The organism is Streptomyces sp. DSM 118878, assembly GCF_052936595.1.
Genome location: NZ_CP193622.1, coordinates 5,622,736 through 5,640,183 on the forward strand (window position 1 = coordinate 5,622,736; position 17,448 = coordinate 5,640,183).

Annotated in this window: 13 protein-coding genes; 7 read left to right on the plus strand and 6 right to left on the minus strand. The window is 69.2% G+C overall.

Features of this window, described 5'->3' with window-relative positions:
- Window positions 1-1,743: 1,743 nt before the first annotated feature.
- The 5 genes from ACRAKF_RS25130 to ACRAKF_RS25150 all read right to left on the minus strand — a co-directional run bounded on the left by ACRAKF_RS25130 (window position 1,744) and on the right by ACRAKF_RS25150 (window position 7,950).
- Entirely contained in the window at window positions 1,744-2,784 is a 1,041-nt protein-coding gene (locus ACRAKF_RS25130; protein WP_447039756.1) for an ABC transporter ATP-binding protein, read from the minus strand.
- A gap of 163 nt (window positions 2,785-2,947) precedes the next feature.
- Window positions 2,948-3,973, minus strand: coding sequence for an ABC transporter ATP-binding protein (locus ACRAKF_RS25135; RefSeq protein ID WP_447039757.1), 1,026 nt, complete (start codon window positions 3,971-3,973; stop codon window positions 2,948-2,950).
- Between the two features lie 11 nt (window positions 3,974-3,984).
- A complete protein-coding gene (locus ACRAKF_RS25140) occupies window positions 3,985-4,965 on the minus strand; it encodes an ABC transporter permease (RefSeq protein ID WP_447039758.1) in 981 nt (326 codons plus the stop codon).
- A gap of 90 nt (window positions 4,966-5,055) precedes the next feature.
- A complete protein-coding gene (locus ACRAKF_RS25145) occupies window positions 5,056-6,843 on the minus strand; it encodes an ABC transporter substrate-binding protein (protein ID WP_447039760.1) in 1,788 nt (595 codons plus the stop codon).
- Window positions 6,844-6,927: 84 nt separating this feature from the next.
- Window positions 6,928-7,950, minus strand: coding sequence for an ABC transporter permease (locus ACRAKF_RS25150; protein WP_447039761.1), 1,023 nt, complete (start codon window positions 7,948-7,950; stop codon window positions 6,928-6,930).
- A 377-nt stretch (window positions 7,951-8,327) separates the two neighbouring features.
- On the opposite strand from ACRAKF_RS25150, the gene ACRAKF_RS25155 reads away from it, so the two are divergent.
- The 5 genes from ACRAKF_RS25155 to ACRAKF_RS25175 all read left to right on the plus strand — a co-directional run bounded on the left by ACRAKF_RS25155 (window position 8,328) and on the right by ACRAKF_RS25175 (window position 13,960).
- On the plus strand, window positions 8,328-9,953 hold the full coding sequence (locus tag ACRAKF_RS25155) for a peptide ABC transporter substrate-binding protein (protein ID WP_447039762.1): 1,626 nt from the start codon (window positions 8,328-8,330) through the stop codon (window positions 9,951-9,953).
- Between the two features lie 69 nt (window positions 9,954-10,022).
- A complete protein-coding gene (locus ACRAKF_RS25160) occupies window positions 10,023-10,946 on the plus strand; it encodes an ABC transporter permease (RefSeq protein ID WP_447039764.1) in 924 nt (307 codons plus the stop codon).
- The gene (locus ACRAKF_RS25165; RefSeq protein ID WP_447039765.1) at window positions 10,939-11,931 is read left to right on the plus strand and encodes an ABC transporter permease; all 993 of its coding nucleotides are present in this window, start codon (window positions 10,939-10,941) and stop codon (window positions 11,929-11,931) included. The genes ACRAKF_RS25160 and ACRAKF_RS25165 overlap by 8 nt, the downstream gene beginning before the upstream one ends.
- A gap of 6 nt (window positions 11,932-11,937) precedes the next feature.
- Entirely contained in the window at window positions 11,938-12,945 is a 1,008-nt protein-coding gene (locus ACRAKF_RS25170; RefSeq protein ID WP_447039767.1) for an ABC transporter ATP-binding protein, read from the plus strand.
- Complete coding sequence (locus tag ACRAKF_RS25175; RefSeq protein ID WP_447039769.1) at window positions 12,920-13,960, plus strand: ABC transporter ATP-binding protein; 1,041 nt, start codon at window positions 12,920-12,922, stop codon at window positions 13,958-13,960. Before ACRAKF_RS25170 ends, ACRAKF_RS25175 begins: the two co-directional genes overlap by 26 nt.
- Window positions 13,961-13,985: 25 nt before the next feature.
- Here the strand turns inward: ACRAKF_RS25175 and ACRAKF_RS25180 are convergent, their stop codons facing one another.
- Complete coding sequence (locus tag ACRAKF_RS25180; protein WP_447039770.1) at window positions 13,986-16,151, minus strand: prolyl oligopeptidase family serine peptidase; 2,166 nt, start codon at window positions 16,149-16,151, stop codon at window positions 13,986-13,988.
- A 145-nt stretch (window positions 16,152-16,296) separates the two neighbouring features.
- Between ACRAKF_RS25180 and ACRAKF_RS25185 the strand changes: the two genes are divergently transcribed.
- On the plus strand, window positions 16,297-16,491 hold the full coding sequence (locus tag ACRAKF_RS25185; RefSeq protein ID WP_447042154.1) for a hypothetical protein: 195 nt from the start codon (window positions 16,297-16,299) through the stop codon (window positions 16,489-16,491).
- Between the two features lie 31 nt (window positions 16,492-16,522).
- Window positions 16,523-17,446 carry an N-acetyl-1-D-myo-inositol-2-amino-2-deoxy-alpha-D-glucopyranoside deacetylase gene (mshB, locus tag ACRAKF_RS25190; protein WP_447039771.1) on the plus strand — a complete coding sequence of 308 codons (924 nt, stop codon included), beginning with the start codon at window positions 16,523-16,525 and terminating at the stop codon, window positions 17,444-17,446.
- The last annotated feature ends 2 nt before the right edge of the window (window positions 17,447-17,448 follow it).

The following is a 17,448-nucleotide window of genomic DNA, read 5'->3' on the forward strand; positions in this document are numbered from 1 at the left end:
GGTTTGACTGCCGGGTGCGGACTGGTCCTTCCGGGGCGGACGCCAAGGGGCAGAGCGGGCGGGGGCAGACCGGCTTCTCTGCTCGGGTCATCGGCTCTCGCGGCCGGGTGCGGACTGGTTCGTCGCCGGGGACGCTCGGCCGGGCAGGGCGGCAGCGCTCCAGTGGCGGCGCCGGGCATCGCGGCCGGGTGCGGACCGGCCCATACGAGGCGCGGGTCAGGGGCAGCGCTCGGCCGGTTGGGTGGGGTGGGTCAGCTGAGGTGGCTGGGTGCGGATGGATGGGCCGGTACGGGACGCAGGTCAGGGAAGGTGCGCCGGCGAACGGGGCGGTCCACCCCTCTGGGACGGGGGACGGGGGCGGGGACCAACTTTGCGCAAGTTGCGTTTCGACCAGCGGGGGGCGCACGCGGCGGCGAGTGCGCTGTCAGCAAAGTTGGTCCCCACCACCCCGCCAGCCGCCAGTCCGCCGCCAGCCCGGCCCAGCCCGCGCAGCCGGAAGGCGTAACGCCCCAACTCCCCGCCCGTTAACTCCCCGCCCGTTGCCCCTACATCTGCGGCTTCACGAGCACACCCCGGCCGCCCCGGATGTGCTGACCGCAGGGATTGCAGAAAAGTCCCCACCCTCGCCAGAGAAACGACAGGTCAGAAGCAGGCAACCAGGCCGGCCAGCGGGACTTTCCTGCATCGCCGTGGCCAGCACGCCTGCGAACGGCGAACGGCCTACGCGCCCGCGCACCGCGTACCGCGTACCGCGTACCGGCGACGGTGGAGCCGGAAAGCCGAGCTCAGCTCCGACCGACGCCGACGCCGACATCGGCCCCTGCCCTCGCCCTTCGGCGCCGGAAGCAGAAGAACCAGTCCAGTCCGCATCCGGCGCCCCACTCCGAGGCCCGGCCGGAGAAGCCGACCGCCCCGCCAAGCCGAGCCCACCCCCCGTAACGCCCGCACCCGACGGACCGATCCGCATCCGGCCGCGACGCCCGACACCACCACCAGAGCGCAGCCGGTCCCGCCGGGCTGAGTCCGTACAAGCTGACCCGCGCCCCGTATGGACCGGCCCGCATCCGGCAGCCACACCCGACACCACCACCGGACCAGAGCCACCCCGCCCGGCCGAGCAACCTCAGCCTCGGCGAGGCTGCGACGAACCAGTCCGCACCCGGCAGCGATACCCGATGACCCGAGCAGAGTGGCCGCTCCACCCCCGCCCGCTCTGCCCCTTGGCGTTCACGCCGGAAGAACTAGTCCGCACCCGGCAGCCAAACCCGATGGCCCGAGCAGAGAAGCCGGTCTGCCCCCGCCCACCTCGCCCCTTGGCGTCCGCCCCGGAAGAACCAGTCCGCACCCGGCAGCCAACCCGCACCGCCCACCCCACCGTCCCCGTCGCCCCACCCCCGTGGCCGCCCGGCCAACAAATCCCCTGCGGTGGAGCCGCGGCAGTCAAGGGTGGAGCGGAGCGGAATCGGCGGAGCCGACGCGGAGCGCCCTTTACTGGCGGGGCGGAGGCGCCACACTTCCGGAGAACCGGGCGGCCCCGGCAGCCAAGCAACGCCACTGGACCACCCCACCCCACCGAACCTCCTTCGGGAGCGCCTGACGAGGAAGGGACGGGTCCCAGATCCCGGACCCCGCAACCCCGCACCCCGCCCCCCGGAACCGACCCCGCCCCGCTCGGGTCAAGGGGGAGGGCAGGGCGGTTCCAGGTGGCGGGCGTGGGGCCCGGGCCCGGAGGGCGGAGGGCGGTCAGAGGGTCTTGCGGGCTGCCGGGACCGTCAGACGGGTCGGGTCCTCCGGGTAGTGGCATGCCGTCAGGTGCCCCTCCCCGTTGCCGTCGGCACGGACCAGCGGCGGCTCCTCCGAGGCACACTTCTCCGTGGCCTTCCAGCAGCGCGTGCGGAAGCGGCAGCCGGAGGGCGGGTTCACCGGGGACGGGACGTCGCCCGTCAGGAGGATGCGCTCGCGGCGCGGTACGTCGTCCGCCGTAGCCTCGGGGACCGCCGAAAGCAGCGCCTTGGTGTACGGATGGCGCGGGTTGCCGTAGAGGTCCTCGCGGTCCGCGATCTCCACGATCCGGCCCAGGTACATGACGGCGACCCGCTGCGAGAAGTGCCGGACCACCGCCAGGTCGTGGGCGATGAAGAGGAACGCGATGTCCAGGTCCTTCTGGAGCTTCTGGAGCAGGTTCACCACCTGCGCCTGGATCGAGACGTCGAGGGCCGACACCGGCTCGTCCGCGACGATCAGCTTCGGCTCCAGCGCCAGTGCCCGCGCCACGCCGATGCGCTGGCGCTGACCGCCCGAGAACTCGTGCGGGAAGCGGTTGTAGTGCTCCGGGTTGAGGCCGACCGTCTCCAGGAGCTCGCGGACGCGGGCCTCGCGGCCCCCCGCGGGGTTGATGCCGTTGACCTCCATCGGACCGGAGATGATCTTGCCGACCGTCTGCCGCGGGTTCAGCGACGCGTACGGGTCCTGGAAGATCATCTGGATCTCCGAGCGGACCGGCGCAAGCTGCTTGCGCGAGGCGTGCGTGATGTCCTGGCCCCGGTAGGAGATCTTGCCGCCGGTCGGCTCCAGAAGGCGCGTGATCAGGCGGCCCGTCGTCGACTTGCCGCAGCCGGACTCGCCGACCAGGCCCAGACTCTCGCCCTCGGCCACGGTGAAGTCCAGGCCGTCGACCGCCTGGACGGCACCGATCTTCCGCTTGAACGGGAAGCCGCCCATGACGGGGAAGTGCTTGGTCAGCCCGCTGACGTCCAGGAGAGGAGGGGGTGTGGTGCTGCTCATCGTCGTGAATCCCGTCACTTGTACGTCAGTCGTAGTCGTAGTCGTAGCCGCCGGTCGACGCCATCAGCCATCAGCCATCAGCCGTCAGCCATCAGCCGTCAGCCGTCAGCCGTCAGTCATCAGCCGTCAGTCATCAGCCATCAGCCGCCGTCGCGAGTCGTCGTCAGTCGGTCCGCGAGCCCGCGAGGCCCGTGAAGAATTCCGCCCGCTGCTCATGGGTGAGGTGGCAGGCGGCGCCGCGGCCCTCGCTGATCTCCAGGAGCGGCAGCTCGCCCGAGCAGCGCTCGCCCCCGACCTGCTCCGTGAACGAGCACCGCGGGTGGAAACGGCACCCGGTGGGCGGGTTCAGGAGGCTCGGCGGGGTGCCGGGGATGGGGGACAGGGGGACGTCCACCGGGCCCTCCAGCGAGGGCATCGAGCCCAGGAGGCCCCAGGTGTACGGGTGCTGCGGCGCCCGCAGCACCTCCTTCTTGGTGCCGCGCTCCACGCACCGGCCGCCGTACATCACCAGGACGTCGTCCGCGATGTCGGCGATCACACCGAGGTCGTGGGTGATGAAGATGATCGCCGTGCCGAACTCCTGCTGGAGGTCCTTGAGGAGGTCCATGATCTGCGCCTGGACCGTCACGTCGAGGGCGGTCGTCGGCTCGTCGGCGACCAGTAGCGCCGGGTTGCAGACCAGCGACATCGCGATCATCGCGCGCTGGCGCATACCGCCGGAGAACTGGTGCGGGTAGTCGTCCACCCGCAGGTCGGGCTGCGGGATGCCGACCTTCGTCAGCATCTCGATCGAGCGCGCCCGCGCCTCCTTCTTGGAGGCGCCGGTGTGCTTGCGGTACGTCTCACCGATCTGCCGGCCGATGGTGTGGTACGGCGAGAGCGAGGCCAGGGCGTCCTGGAAGATCATCGCCATCTTGTTGCCGCGCAGCCGTTCGAGCTCCCGCTCGGTGGCGGTCAGGAGCTCCTGCCCGTCGAGCAGGATCTCGCCGTCGATCGCGGTGCTGTCCTTGTGGTGCAGGCCCAGGATGGCGAGGTTGGTCACCGACTTGCCGGAACCGGACTCGCCCACGATGCCGAGGGTCTTGCCCTTCTCCAGCTCGAAGTCGAGGCCGTCCACGGCCTTGACCATGCCGTCCTCGGTGGAGAAGTGGACGCGCAGATCGCGTACGGAGAGGAAGGGGGTGCTCATGGGTCCGGCTCCTAGGCGAGGCGCACGCGCGGGTCGATGAGGGCGTACACCGCGTCGACGATGATGTTGAACAGGACGATCGCCGTGGCGGCCACCAGGACGACGCCCAGCAGCATCGGCAGGTCGCTGGTGTTGACCGCGCGGACCGACAGGTCGCCGATGCCGTGCAGGGCGAAGGTCTTCTCGGTGATGATCGCGCCGCCCAGGAGCACGCCCAGGTCGAGGCCGAAGATGGTGACGATCGGCCCCATCGCGCCCCGCCAGGCGAAGCGGAAGAAGACGGCACGGCCGGAGAGACCCTTGGCGCGCGCTGTGCGCACGTAGTCCTCGCTGAGCGTCTCGACCATCTGGGAGCGCGTCATACGGGTGTAGTTGGCGGTGAAGATGAGGGAGAGGACCAGCCAGGGGATCATCAGGCCGGAGAACCAGGCGCCCGCGTCCTCACTGATCGAGGTGTACTGGGGCCGGTCGAGCCACTTGAGCTGGTACGTGAAGAGGTACACGGCGAAGACGCCGACGACGTAGATCTGCAGCGAGGAGGCGACCAGCGAGGCGGACGACGCGATCTTGTCGAGGGTCTTGCCCTGCTTGCGGGCGGCCAGCATGCCGGTGCCCACACCGAAGATGACGAAGACGACGGCCGCGCCCAGCGAGAGCGACACGGTGGTCGGGAAGCGGTCCAGGATGGTGCTGAGGACCGGCTCGCGGTTGCGGAACGAGTAGCCGAGGCAGGGCGCGGGGCAGTTGCCGAAGCTGGCGTAGTCACGGCCCACGAACAGACCCTCGAACCAGTGCCAGTACTGCACCGGCAGCGAATCGGCGATCCCCAGGTTGTGCCGCACCAGGTCCAGGGTCTCCGGGGAGCAGACCTTGCCGCAGGCCAGCCGGGCGGGGTCGCGCGGGGCGGCGTAGAAGAGGACGAAGACGAGAACGCTGATGATCAGCAGGATCACCGCGCCACCGGCGATGCGGCGAAGGAGAAAGCGGAGCATGGCAGTTGGTTTTCCTGACGGATGCCGAGGGGGAGGAGGGGGCGAGACGGCCCCCGGTGTGGAGGGCCGTCTCGCCACTGGGGCCGGTCGTCAGGCCTTGACGTAGGTCTTGTAGATCAGCGTCGCGGCGAACTGCGGGTCGTGCTGCGCGCCACCGACCTTCGAGCCGTGCAGGTAGAAGCGGCGCTGGTAGGTCTCCGGGATGATCGGCACGACCTCGGTCATGATCTTCTTGTCGAGCTCGGCCCAGGCCTTGCCGGCTTCCTTCTGGTCCGAGATGACCGCGTTCTTCTTGATCGCCTCGTTGATCCAGTCGACGTCCGTCTGGGAGATGTTGTTCTGGCCGTCACCGATGGCGTCGCCGTCGAAGAGCGGCTGGATCAGCGTGTAGGCCGTCGGCCAGTCCGGGGACCAGCCGAACCACATCACGTCGAACTTGTTGTCGATGCGCTGGGCCTGGTCGTAGTAGTCCGTCGAGTTGAGCGGCTTGATGACCGGGTCGAAGCCGGCGGCCTTCAGCGCGTTCTCGATGACGACCTTGGTCTTGTCGTACGTGGGGCGCTGCGGGAAGGCGTAGACGACCTTCTGCCCGAGCTTGCCGGCCTTCTTCAGGATGGCCTTGGCGCGCTCCGGGTCGCCCTGCGGCTTCTTCAGCTTGCCGAAGACGTCGTACTTCTCGCGGCCGATGATGTCGGGGCTCAGGATGGTCGTCGCCAGGTCACCCGCGGACTCGCCGCCGTAGATGCGGCGGATCTGCTCCAGCGGCCAGGCGATGTTGAGCGCCTTGCGCACCTCGACGTCGGTGATGCGCTTGGTGTTGATCGCGTAGTAGTACGTGCCGGAGGACAGGCCGTTGAAGGACCGCTTCTTGACGTCCGGGTCGGTGAGCACCTTCTGCATGCGCTCGGCAGGGATCGGCTCGTAGATGGCGATCATCTGCTGGTCCTTGCCCTGGTCCGCGATGAAGCGGTCGCAGGAGTTGAGGCCCGTCGGTCCGAACTCGAACTCGAAGCTGTCCGGGTAGGCGGTGCGGATCGGGTCCGTCTTCGCGTCCCAGTGCTTGTTGCGCGTCAGCGTCAGCGACTTGTCGATGGAGCGGTTCTTGACGATGTACGGGCCACAGGAGAAGGGCGCCTTGTCGTACTTCTCCTTGGTGTCGTGCTTCACGGGCACCGGGGAGTACGAGGTCATCGCCAGCGTGAAGTTGAAGTCCGGGCGGGCTTCCTTCAGCTTGAAGGTGATCGTCTTCTTCGCCTTGTCGATGACGATCGAGTCCAGGTGGTCACCGCCGTACGGGCCCTTGTAGCCCTCGCGCCACTTGGCGCCCTTGCCGGTCAGCGCCATCTGGACGTACGAGGCGCCCTCGGTGATGAAGGAGGCCCAGGAGCGCTCGAAGCCGTGGCGGACGTCCTCGACGGTGAGCTCGCTGCCGTCCTGCCACTTCAGACCGTCCTTCAGCGTGAAGGTCCAGGTCTTGTTGTCGTCGGACGCCTTGCCCGTGTCGGTGGCGAGGTCGCCGACGAGGGTCATGCCGCCCTTGGGGTCGACGTAGTAGCCGGTGAGGGCGCGGGCGAACAGCATGGCGACCGAGGAGTTGTACGCGAAGTAGATGCGCTGCGGGTCCATGTGCGACACGTCGTCCTCGGCGACGCCGTAGATCGTGCCGCCCTTCTGCGCGCCGGCGACCGCGGGGGCCGGGCCCTTGGAGTCCTCCGCGGTGCCGATCTTGACGTCGGCGCCCGTGTACTCCGTGGCCCCGCCGTGCTTGCCGCCGTTGCCACCGCCGCCCGAGCCGCCGCTGCTGCACGCGGAAAGGACCATCGATCCGCCCGCCGCGACCGAGGTCGCGACGACGAAGTTCCTGCGGGAGAGAGACATGTGGCTACCAACCCTGATTGTCGAAGAAGGAGAGCGGAGGTGCGGCCCGGCACTGCCCCGTCGCGGTGCCGGCGGTCGGGAATGTCAGCGTTTGGTCTTCGGGTCGAGCGCGTCGCGCACCGAGTCACCGAGGAGGTTGAAGGCGACCACGAAGATCACCATCGCGATGCCGGGGAAGGCCATGTACGTGATGTCCTGCTCGTACACCTCGGAGGCGCGCTGGATCATCACGCCCCAGTCGGGAGTGGGCTCTTGCAGGCCCACGCCCAGGAAGGCGAGACCGGCCTCGGCGGTGACGAACATCGGCAGGGCGAGGGTGGCCTGGATGAGGATCGGCGTCCACAGGTTGGGGAGCAGTTCCTTGAAGATGATCCGGGCCGGTGAGGCGCCGGTGACCTTCGCGGCCTCGACGAACTCGCGTTCGCGCAGGGCGAGTACCTCGCCGCGCAGGAGCCGGGCGATGGAGGCCCAGCCGAAGGCCGTCATGACCGCGATGAGGCTGGTCACCGTCAGCCAGGTCGGTGTCTTGTCCTCGGGAGCGACGACCACCGAGATCATCACGGGCCAGAAGGCGATGAAGAAGAGCGTCGAGGGGAAGGCCAGGAGGATGTCGATGACGCGGCCGACGAAGTAGTCGGTCTTGCCGCCGACGTATCCGGCGGTGACGCCGACGACGATGCCGATCAGCGTCACCAGGATGGTCGTCGCCGCCGCGATCAGCAGCGAGTTGCGCATCCCGTACAGCAGGAAGGTCAGGACGTCCCGGCCGAGTTGGGGCTCGATACCGAACCAGAATTCGCCGTCGATGCCGCCGTTGGGCTTGATCGGGTAACTGAACTCGTTGAACAGGCTCGGATCGTTCACCCCGTACGTCGTGTAGGGGTCCTTGCCGTAGAGCTTCGAAATCAGCGGCGCGCACAGCGAGATGACGAAGAAGAAGAGCACGACGCAGGCGGCGGTCATGCCTGACTTGTCCCGCTTGAACCGGGTCCAGGCGAGCCGCCCGGGTGAACGCCCCTTGCTTCCCCGGTCGTTGGGCGTAGCAGGGGTGCCGGTCTTGTCCGTCACTTCAAGCGTGGCGGACGCGGCGGGAGTTGGCGAGGTCATGGCGCTCCAGGCCCGGAGGGGTCATCAGGATTCCGCAGGACGAGCAGGCACCCACGGGCTAGGCGCGACTTTCGCAAGGCGTTTACCGCGCGGTCAATGAATCGTGAGCCGCCTTGGAGGGCTCTTGGGATCCTTGACCAGAGCTTTACCAGATAAAGCCCTTGCCTTTGCCTTGATGTAATCAAGCGTGATGGACGAGTCGTGATCAATGCGAGTGATCCGGGCAATGAGTCCGATATACGGGCGTGCGTGTCTCGGAATTCGTACATCCGGAGGAGCTCCGACTCATACGGCCGGGGTAAATATGCGGTTCATCCGGGCTGCGGCGATATTTGGCGATACGTGACGCCAGGGCTGAGTCAGGACAGGAGGACTTCATGGGTGGAGCCACGCGCGCCAAGTGGGCCGCATGCGCGGTGACCGTCGCCCTCGCCGCGACGGCCTGCGGTGGCGGGGGGAGCGGTGGCGGTGCCGGCTCCGAGATCGTCAGCTCCTCCTGGGGCGATCCGCAGAACCCGCTGGAGCCCGCGAACACCAACGAGGTGCAGGGCGGCAAGATCCTCGACATGATCTTCCGCGGTCTCAAGCGGTACGACCCGAAGACCGGCAAGGCCGAGAACATGGTCGCCGAGTCGATCGAGACCAAGGACGCACAGAACTTCACGGTCAGGATCAAGGACGGCTGGACGTTCGGCAACGGCGAGAAGATTACCGCCAAGTCCTTCGTGGACGCCTGGAACTACGGGGCGAACATCGAGAACAATCAGAAGAACGCGTACTTCTTCGGCTACATCGAGGGGTACGACAAGGTCCACCCGGACAAGGGCGACCCGAGCGCCAAGACCCTGTCCGGGCTGAAGGTCGTCGACGACAAGACGTTCACCGTCAAGCTCACCCAGAAGTTCTCCACCTGGCCCGACACCCTCGGCTACCCGGCCTTCGCGCCGCTGCCCAAGACGTTCTACGACGACCACGACGCCTGGCTCTCCAAGCCCGTGGGCAACGGCCCGTACACCGTGGACTCGTACACCAAGGGCTCGCAGATGTCCCTGCGCACGTGGGACGCGTACCCGGGGGACGACAAGGCGCGCAACGGCGGTGTGGACATGAGGGTCTACACCGACAACAACACCGCCTACACGGACCTGATGGCCGGCAACCTCGACCTGGTCGACGACGTCCCCGCCTCGCAGCTCAAGAACGTCAAGGACGACCTCGGCGACCGCTACATCAACACCCCCGCCGGCATCATCCAGACCCTCGCGTTCCCCTTCTACGACAGCGAGTGGACGAAGCCGGGCATGGAGAAGGTCCGCCAGGGGCTCTCCATGGCGATCAACCGGGAGCAGATCACCGAGACCATCTTCCAGAGGACGCGGACACCGGCCTCTGACTGGACCTCACCGGTCCTCGGCGACGACGGCGGCTTCAAGAAGGGGCTCTGCGGCGCCGCGTGCGACTACGACGCCGCGAGGGCCAAGAAGCTCGTCGAGGAGGGCGGCGGCATTCCCGGCGGACAGCTCAAGGTCACGTACAACGCGGACACCGGCTCGCACAAGGAGTGGGTCGACGCCCTCTGCAACTCCATCAACAAGGCGCTCGGCAAGGACAAGGCCTGCGTCGGCAACCCCGTAGGCACCTTCGCCGACTTCCGCAGCAAGGCCTCCAAGCAGGAGCTGGACGGTGCCTGGCGGGCGGGCTGGCAGATGGACTACCCGCTGATCCAGAACTTCCTGGAGCCGAACTACTACACCGACGCCTCCTCCAACGACGGCAAGTACGGCAACGAGGAGTTCGACGAGCTCGTCAACGAGGCCAACGGCGAGACGGACACCGCCAAGGCCATCGGCACGTTCCAGGACGCCGAGAAGATCCTCGCCAAGGACATGCCGGCCATCCCGCTCTGGTACCAGAACGGCAGCGCGGGCCACTCGGACCGGGTCTCCGGCGTCTCGTTGAACCAGTTCAGCGTGCCGGTGTACGACCAGATCAAGGTCGACTGAGACGCCGGGACGGCCCTGCCGGTGGCCCCACGGCGCCCGGCGGACCGCTCCCCCTATTTCGGAGCTCCCATGGGACGTTATGTGATCCGGCGTCTGCTGCAGATGATCCCGGTCTTCATCGGCGCCACACTGCTGATCTTCCTGATGGTGAACGTGATGGGCGACCCCGTCGCGGGACTGTGCGGGGACCGCAAGTGCGACCCCGCGACGGCCGTACGGCTGAAGAAGGAGTTCGGCCTCGATAAGCCGGTGTGGCAGCAGTACCTGACGTACATGGGCAACGTCTTCACCGGCGACTTCGGCACCGCCTTCAACGGCCAGAAGGTCACCGAGCTGATGTCGGCCGCCTTCCCGGTCACCATCCGGCTGACCATCGTCGCCATCGTCTTCGAGATCGTCATCGGGATCACGCTCGGCGTGCTCACCGGACTGCGGCGCGGGCGGCCCGTCGACACCGTGGTGCTGCTGCTCACGCTCATCGTCATCTCCGTCCCCACCTTCGTCACCGGACTCGTCCTGCAACTGCTGCTCGGCGTCCAGTGGGGCGCCATCAAACCCTCCGTGTCGAGCGAGGCGCCCTACGACGAGCTGATCGTCCCCGGCCTGGTGCTCGCCTCGGTCTCACTCGCGTACGTGACCCGGCTGACCCGCACCTCCATCGCGGAGAACCGGCGCGCCGACTACGTCCGCACCGCCATCGCCAAGGGCCTGCCCCGGCACCGCGTCATCACCCGGCACCTGCTGCGGAACTCCCTGATCCCCGTCGTCACCTTCATCGGTACGGACGTGGGCGCGCTGATGGGCGGCGCGATCGTCACCGAGCGGATCTTCAACATCCACGGCGTCGGCTTCCAGCTCTACCAGGGGATCCTGCGCCAGAGCACCCAGACCGTCGTCGGCTTCGTGACCGTACTCGTGCTGGTCTTCCTGGTGGCCAACCTGATCGTCGACCTCCTGTACGCCGTACTCGACCCGAGGATCCGCTATGCCTGAACCCCAGGAGCCAGAGGGAGCCATGGCCGCCACCGGCATGGGCGGCGCGATGGACCTGGCCGCGAGCGAGGCCACGTCCCTGGAGAAGACACCGGGCGGACCCGGCGGCACCGGGCCCGACGGCACGGGGCCCTACGCCCCGGCCCGCAGCCTGTGGTCCGACGCCTGGCGTGACCTGCGGCGCAACCCGGTCTTCATCACCTCGGGCCTGATCATCGTCTTCCTCGTCGTCATCTCGCTGTGGCCCTCGCTCATCGCCACCCGCAACCCGCTCGACTGCGACCTCGCCAACGCGCGGGAGAGCTCTTCGCCGGGGCACCCCTTCGGTTTCAACGAGCAGGGCTGCGACGTCTACACACGCGTCGTGTACGGGACACGGATCTCGGTCACTGTCGGCGTCTGCGCCACGCTCGGCGTCGCCGTCCTCGGCAGCGTCCTCGGCGGCCTCGCCGGGTTCTTCGGCGGCGGCTGGGACGCCGTCCTCTCCCGTATCACCGACATCTTCTTCGCCATCCCCGTCGTGCTGGGCGGGCTCGTGCTCCTGTCCGTGGTCACCAGCTCCACCGTCTGGCCCGTCGTCGGCTTCATGGTGCTGCTCGGCTGGCCGCAGATCTCCCGCATCGCGCGCGGCTCCGTCATCACCGCCAAGCAGAACGACTACGTCCAGGCGGCACGCGCGCTCGGCGCCTCCAACTCCCGGATGCTGCTCCGCCACATCACGCCGAACGCCGTGGCGCCGGTCATCGTCGTGGCCACCATCGCCCTCGGTACGTACATCGCCCTGGAGGCCACGCTCTCCTACCTCGGCGTCGGTCTGAAGCCGCCGACCGTGAGCTGGGGCATCGACATCTCGGCAGCCTCCCCGTACATCCGCAACGCCCCGCACATGCTGCTCTGGCCGGCCGGCGCGCTGGCGGTCACGGTGCTGGCGTTCATCATGCTCGGCGACGCGGTGCGCGACGCCCTCGACCCGAAGCTGAGGTAGGCGCCCATGCTGCTCGAAGTGCGCGACCTGTACGTGGAGTTCCGGACCAGGGACGGGGTCGCCCACGCCGTCAACGGCGTCGACTACAGCGTGGCGGCGGGCGAGACCCTGGCCGTCCTCGGCGAGTCGGGCTCGGGCAAGTCCGTGACCGCCCAGGCCATCATGGGCATCCTCGACACCCCGCCCGGGAAGATCACCTCGGGCGAGATCCTCTTCCGCGGCAGGGACCTCCTGAGGCTCAAGGAGGAAGAGCGGCGCAAGGTGCGCGGCGCCGAAATGGCGATGATCTTCCAGGACGCGCTGTCCTCGCTGAACCCCGTGCTCAGCGTGGGCGCGCAGCTCGGCGAGATGTTCGTGGTGCACAAGGGCATGTCGCGCAAGGACGCCAGGGCCAGGGCCGTCGAGCTGATGGACCGGGTGCGCATCCCGGCCGCCGGGGAGCGCGTCGGACAGTACCCGCACCAGTTCAGCGGCGGCATGCGCCAGCGCATCATGATCGCCATGGCGATGGCGCTCGAACCGGCCCTCATCATCGCCGACGAGCCGACCACCGCCCTCGACGTCACGGTCCAGGCGCAGGTCATGGAGCTGCTCGCGGAGCTCCAGCGCGAGATGAACATGGGCCTGATCCTCATCACGCACGACCTCGGCGTGGTCGCGGACGTCGCCGACACCATCGCCGTGATGTACGCGGGCCGCATCGTCGAGCGGGCTCCCGTCCACGAGATCTACCGGGCGCCGGCGCACCCGTACACCCTCGGCCTGCTCGAATCGATCCCGCGTCTCGACCAGAAGGGCCAGGACCTCTACGCGATCAAGGGCCTGCCGCCGAACCTCATGAACATCCCGCCCGGCTGTCCCTTCCACCCCCGCTGCCCCATGGCCCAGGACGTGTGCCGCACCGACGATCCGCCGCTCGCCCGGGTGACGTACGAGGGGCTCACCGCCGAGCGCAGAAGCGCCTGCCACTTCTGGAAGGAGACGCTCGATGCCGCACCCGAACGCCGGGCGTGAACCGATCCTCCAGGTCCGCGGCCTGGTCAAGCACTACCCGCTGACCCGGGGCGTCGTGATCCGCAAGCAGGTGGGCGCGGTCAAGGCCGTGGACGGCGTCGACTTCGAGCTCGGGCAGGGCGAGACGCTCGGCATCGTGGGGGAGTCGGGCTGCGGCAAGTCGACTGTCGCCAGGATGCTGGTCAACCTGGAGCGGCCGACCGCGGGCGAGATCCGCTACAAGGGCGAGGACATCACCGGTCTCTCGGGACGCGCGCTCAAGGCCGTGCGCCGCAACATCCAGATGGTGTTCCAGGACCCCTACACCTCGCTGAACCCGCGGATGACCGTCGGCGACATCATCGGGGAGCCGTACGAGATCCATCCCGAGGTCGCGCCGAAGGGCTCGCGGCGGCAGCGGGTGCGGGAACTCCTCGATGTCGTCGGGCTCAACCCCGAGTACCTCAACCGCTATCCGCACCAGTTCTCCGGCGGCCAGCGCCAGCGCATCGGCATCGCGCGCGGGCTCGCCCTCAGGCCCGAGATCATCGTCGCCGACGAACCGGTCTCCGCCCTCGACGTCTCGGTCCAGGCGCAGGTCATCAACCTCCTGGAGAAGCTCCAGGACGAGTTCGACCTGAGCTACGTCTTCATCGCCCACGACCTGTCGATCGTGCGGCACATCTCCGACCGGGTCGGCGTGATGTACCTCGGGCGGATCGTCGAGACCGGCACGGACGAGGAGATCTACGACCACCCCACGCACCCCTACACGCAGGCCCTGCTCTCGGCCGTGCCGGTCCCCGACCCCGAGGCCCGTGAGCACCGGGAGCGGATCATCCTCAGCGGCGACGTGCCCTCGCCCGCCCATCCGCCCTCGGGCTGCCGGTTCCGCACGCGCTGCTGGAAGGCGCGCGAGCGGTGCGCCCTCGAAGTGCCCCCGCTCGCGGTGCCCGCGGAGTTCCGGCACGAGGAGGGGCCCGCGGCGCACGACTCGGCCTGTCACTTCGCCGAGGAGAAGCGGGTCGTGCCGTAGCGCCGCGGGCCCAGAGCCGGGGGCGCTACAAACCCAGGGAGCGCTTCAGGAAGTCCACCTGGAAGTGGAGCAGGTTCTCCGCGACGCCCTCCTTGGACATCATGTGCGTCACGCCCGACAGCGGCAGGACCTCGTGCGGACGGCCCTCGGCGAGCAGGGCGGACGACAGGCGCAGGGAGTGCGCCACCACCACGTTGTCGTCGGCGAGGCCGTGGATGACGAGCATCGGGCGGTGCGGCTCGGCCGCCTCGATCAGCCCGTCGTCGCCGACCAGGGAGTTGTGGCGGTACGTCTCCGGGGTCTTCGTCGGGTCGCCGAGGTACCGCTCCTCGTAGTGCGTGTCGTACATCCGCAGGTCGGTCACCGGGGCGCCGACCACCGCCGCGTGGAAGACGTCGGGGCGGCGCAGCGCGGCCATCCCCGCGAGGTAGCCGCCGTAGGACCAGCCGCGGATCGCGACCCGGCCGAGGTCCAGGGGGTGGGTCTCGGCGAGGGCGTGCAGGGCGTGGACCTGGTCGTCGAGCGTCAGCGTCAGGTCGTTCTTGATCGACTTCTCCCAGGCGGGGGAGCGGCCCGGCGTGCCGCGGCCGTCCGCCACGATCACCGCGAAGCCCTGATCGGCGAACCACTGCGAGGTGAGGAAGGCGTTGTGCGCATGGAGCACGCGTTGACCGTGCGGTCCGCCGTACGGATCGAGCAGTACCGGGAGCGGCCCGTCCGCCGCCTTGTATTCCGTGGGGAGCAGGACGGCGCACGGAATGCGGCGCGTGCCCCCTTCGGTGAGCGTCACGCGCGGCGTGAGCCCCGGACGCTCGGCACAGGAGGCCACGGTCGCCACGCGCTTGCCGTCCCGCAGCACCTGCACCCGCGAGCCCGGGCGGTCGAGGGCGGCCGAGACGAGCACGGTGAGGCCGCCCGCGCGGACCGCCGCGTGCACGCCGGGCTCACGCGAAAGGCGCTCCACGCCCAGTTCGTTGACGCGGTAGACGTGCACCTCACCGGTCTCGGGGTCGGCGGCCGCCTGCCCCGCCGACGCCGAGAGCAGAATGTCCTCCTCGGTCACGTCCAGGACCGCGCGGACGTGCAACTGGGCTCCCGTCAGCGGCCTCTCGCCCCACGCGAGGACGCGCGCGCCGCCCTCGTCGACGATCCGCACCAGCTTGCCGCTGGGCGACCAGCAGGGCACACCGGCGAACAGTTCAAGCCAATCCGCGTCCTCCTCCGCGTGCACCATCCGCGTCGAGCCGTTCTCCGGGTTCACCGCGAGATAGAGCTGCCCGCGCTGGTCGCGGGACTGCACGAGCAGCAGCGGAGCGCCGTCCGCCGACCAGTGCACCCGGGCGAGGTAGGGGAAGCGGGCCCGGTCCCACACCACCTCGGTACGCGACCCGTCCAGACCGAGGACGAACAGGCGTACGTCGGCGTTGTCGGTGCCCGCGGCCGGGTACGCGATCCGCGCCGGCTCCCGCTCCGGCTGCGAGGGATCGGCGATCCACCAGCGCCGCACGGGCGCGTCGTCGACCCGCGCCACGAGCAGCCTGCCGGAGTCGGGGGACCACCAGAACCCGCGGTGCCGCGCCATCGACTCGGCCGCGACGTGCTCCGCGAGGCCGTACGTCACCGTCTCCCGCTCGCCGGGCTCCGGCGCGGCGAGCACCCGGTCGCCCCCGCCGTCGGCGCCCGTCACCCGCAGGGCGCCCCCGGACACGTAGGCGACGTGCCGCCCGTCGGGCGAGGGCCTCGGGTCGATCACGGGGCCCGCGGCGGGCAGTTCGCGGGTCGTGCCCGCGCGCAGCTCCGCCGCGAAGAGCCGGCCCGACAGGGCGAACGCGGCCAACTCCACCGCGGCGTCCGTGGCGTAGCCCACGATGCCCGCGCCGCTCTCCCTGCTGCGCTCACGCCGTGCGCGCTCGGCCGGGGAGAGCCGCTCCGCCGTGCCGCCGAGCAGCGCCTCGGGGTCGGCGGCGGTCCGCTCGCGGCCGTCCTCCACGTCCAGGACCCAGAGCCGGCCCACCCGGTCGGTGCCGGACGAGGAGCGCAGGAAGACGACGCGGGAGCCGTCGGGCGCCACCGTGAACGCACGGGGCGCGCCGAGGGTGAAGCGCTGCGTACGGGCTTGCTGACGCGGGAAGGAGAGCGGCTGCGCCGGGCTCTCGCCGGGCCTGGGAACTCCGGGGTCTTCGGTGGTCATCTTCCGAGCCTATGGCGCATGCGCCCCCTTGTGCTGCCGTGCTCCGGTATGCGTCCGCACGGATAGTTATGATCCGTAGCGCTGGGTGGGTATGTACCCGCTGGCGTCCGCACTGGGTTACGGCAACGACTTGGAGGTGACCGCCGTGGCACTCTCGGTTTCGGCGGTGGTGCTGCTGGCGATCATTGTCTTCTTGCTGGTCAAGAAGTCAGGACTGAAAACCGGACACGCGGTGGTCTGCACACTGCTCGGTTTCTACCTGGCGAGCTCGTCCATCGCCCCGACGATCAACGAGCTGACGACCAACGTGGCGGGGGTGATCGGCGACATCAAGTTCTGAGGCGCCCTCGTCGTCCTCGTAGGGTGGTCCCATGACGGAACTGCCCGCCCGGCGCCTGCTGCTCGTGCACGCGCACCCGGACGACGAGTCGATCAACAATGGCGCGACCATGGCCAAGTATGTGGCCGAGGGCGCCCATGTCACGTTGGTCACCTGCACGCTGGGTGAGGAGGGCGAGGTCATTCCGGCCGAGCTCGCCCATCTCGCCGCCGACCGCGAGGACCGTCTGGGGCCCCATCGCGTCGGGGAGCTGGCCGCCGCCATGGAGGAGCTGGGGGTCACCGACCACCGCTTCCTCGGCGGCCCCGGCCGCTACCGCGACTCCGGGATGATGGACACCGAGCAGAACCGCCGCCCCGGCGCCTTCTGGTCGGCCGGTCTCGACGAGGCGGCGGCCCATCTGGTCGAGGTGATCCGCGAGGTCAGGCCGCAGGTCCTCGTCACCTACGACCCCGACGGGGGCTACGGCCACCCCGACCACATCCAGGCGCACCGCGTCGCCATGCGCGCCGCGGAGCTCGCGGCCGACCCGGCCTTCCGCGCCGGCGCCGGGGAGCCGCACACCATCGCCAAGATCTACTGGAACCGCGCCCCGCGCTCCGTGGTCGAGGAGCGCTTCCGGTGGCTGCGCGAGGTGCTCCCGCAGTCGTCGTTCAGCACTCCGGGCGCCCCTGCGGACGTGCCGGGCGTCACGGACGACGAGCGGATCACCACGGAGATCGACGGCGCGCTCTTCAGGACGGCCAAGGCGGCGGCCATGGCCGCGCACGCCACCCAGGTCACCGTGGACGGGCCGCTCTTCGTCCTCTCCAACGACCTCGCGCAGCCCCTCTTCGAGGTGGAGTACTACGAACTCGTGCGGGGAGACGTGTCCACGGAGGGCGGGGCCCGGGAGACGGATCTCTTCGCGGGCCTCGAAAGGGTGACGGACGTGACTGAGGTGACGGCGCTGTGAGT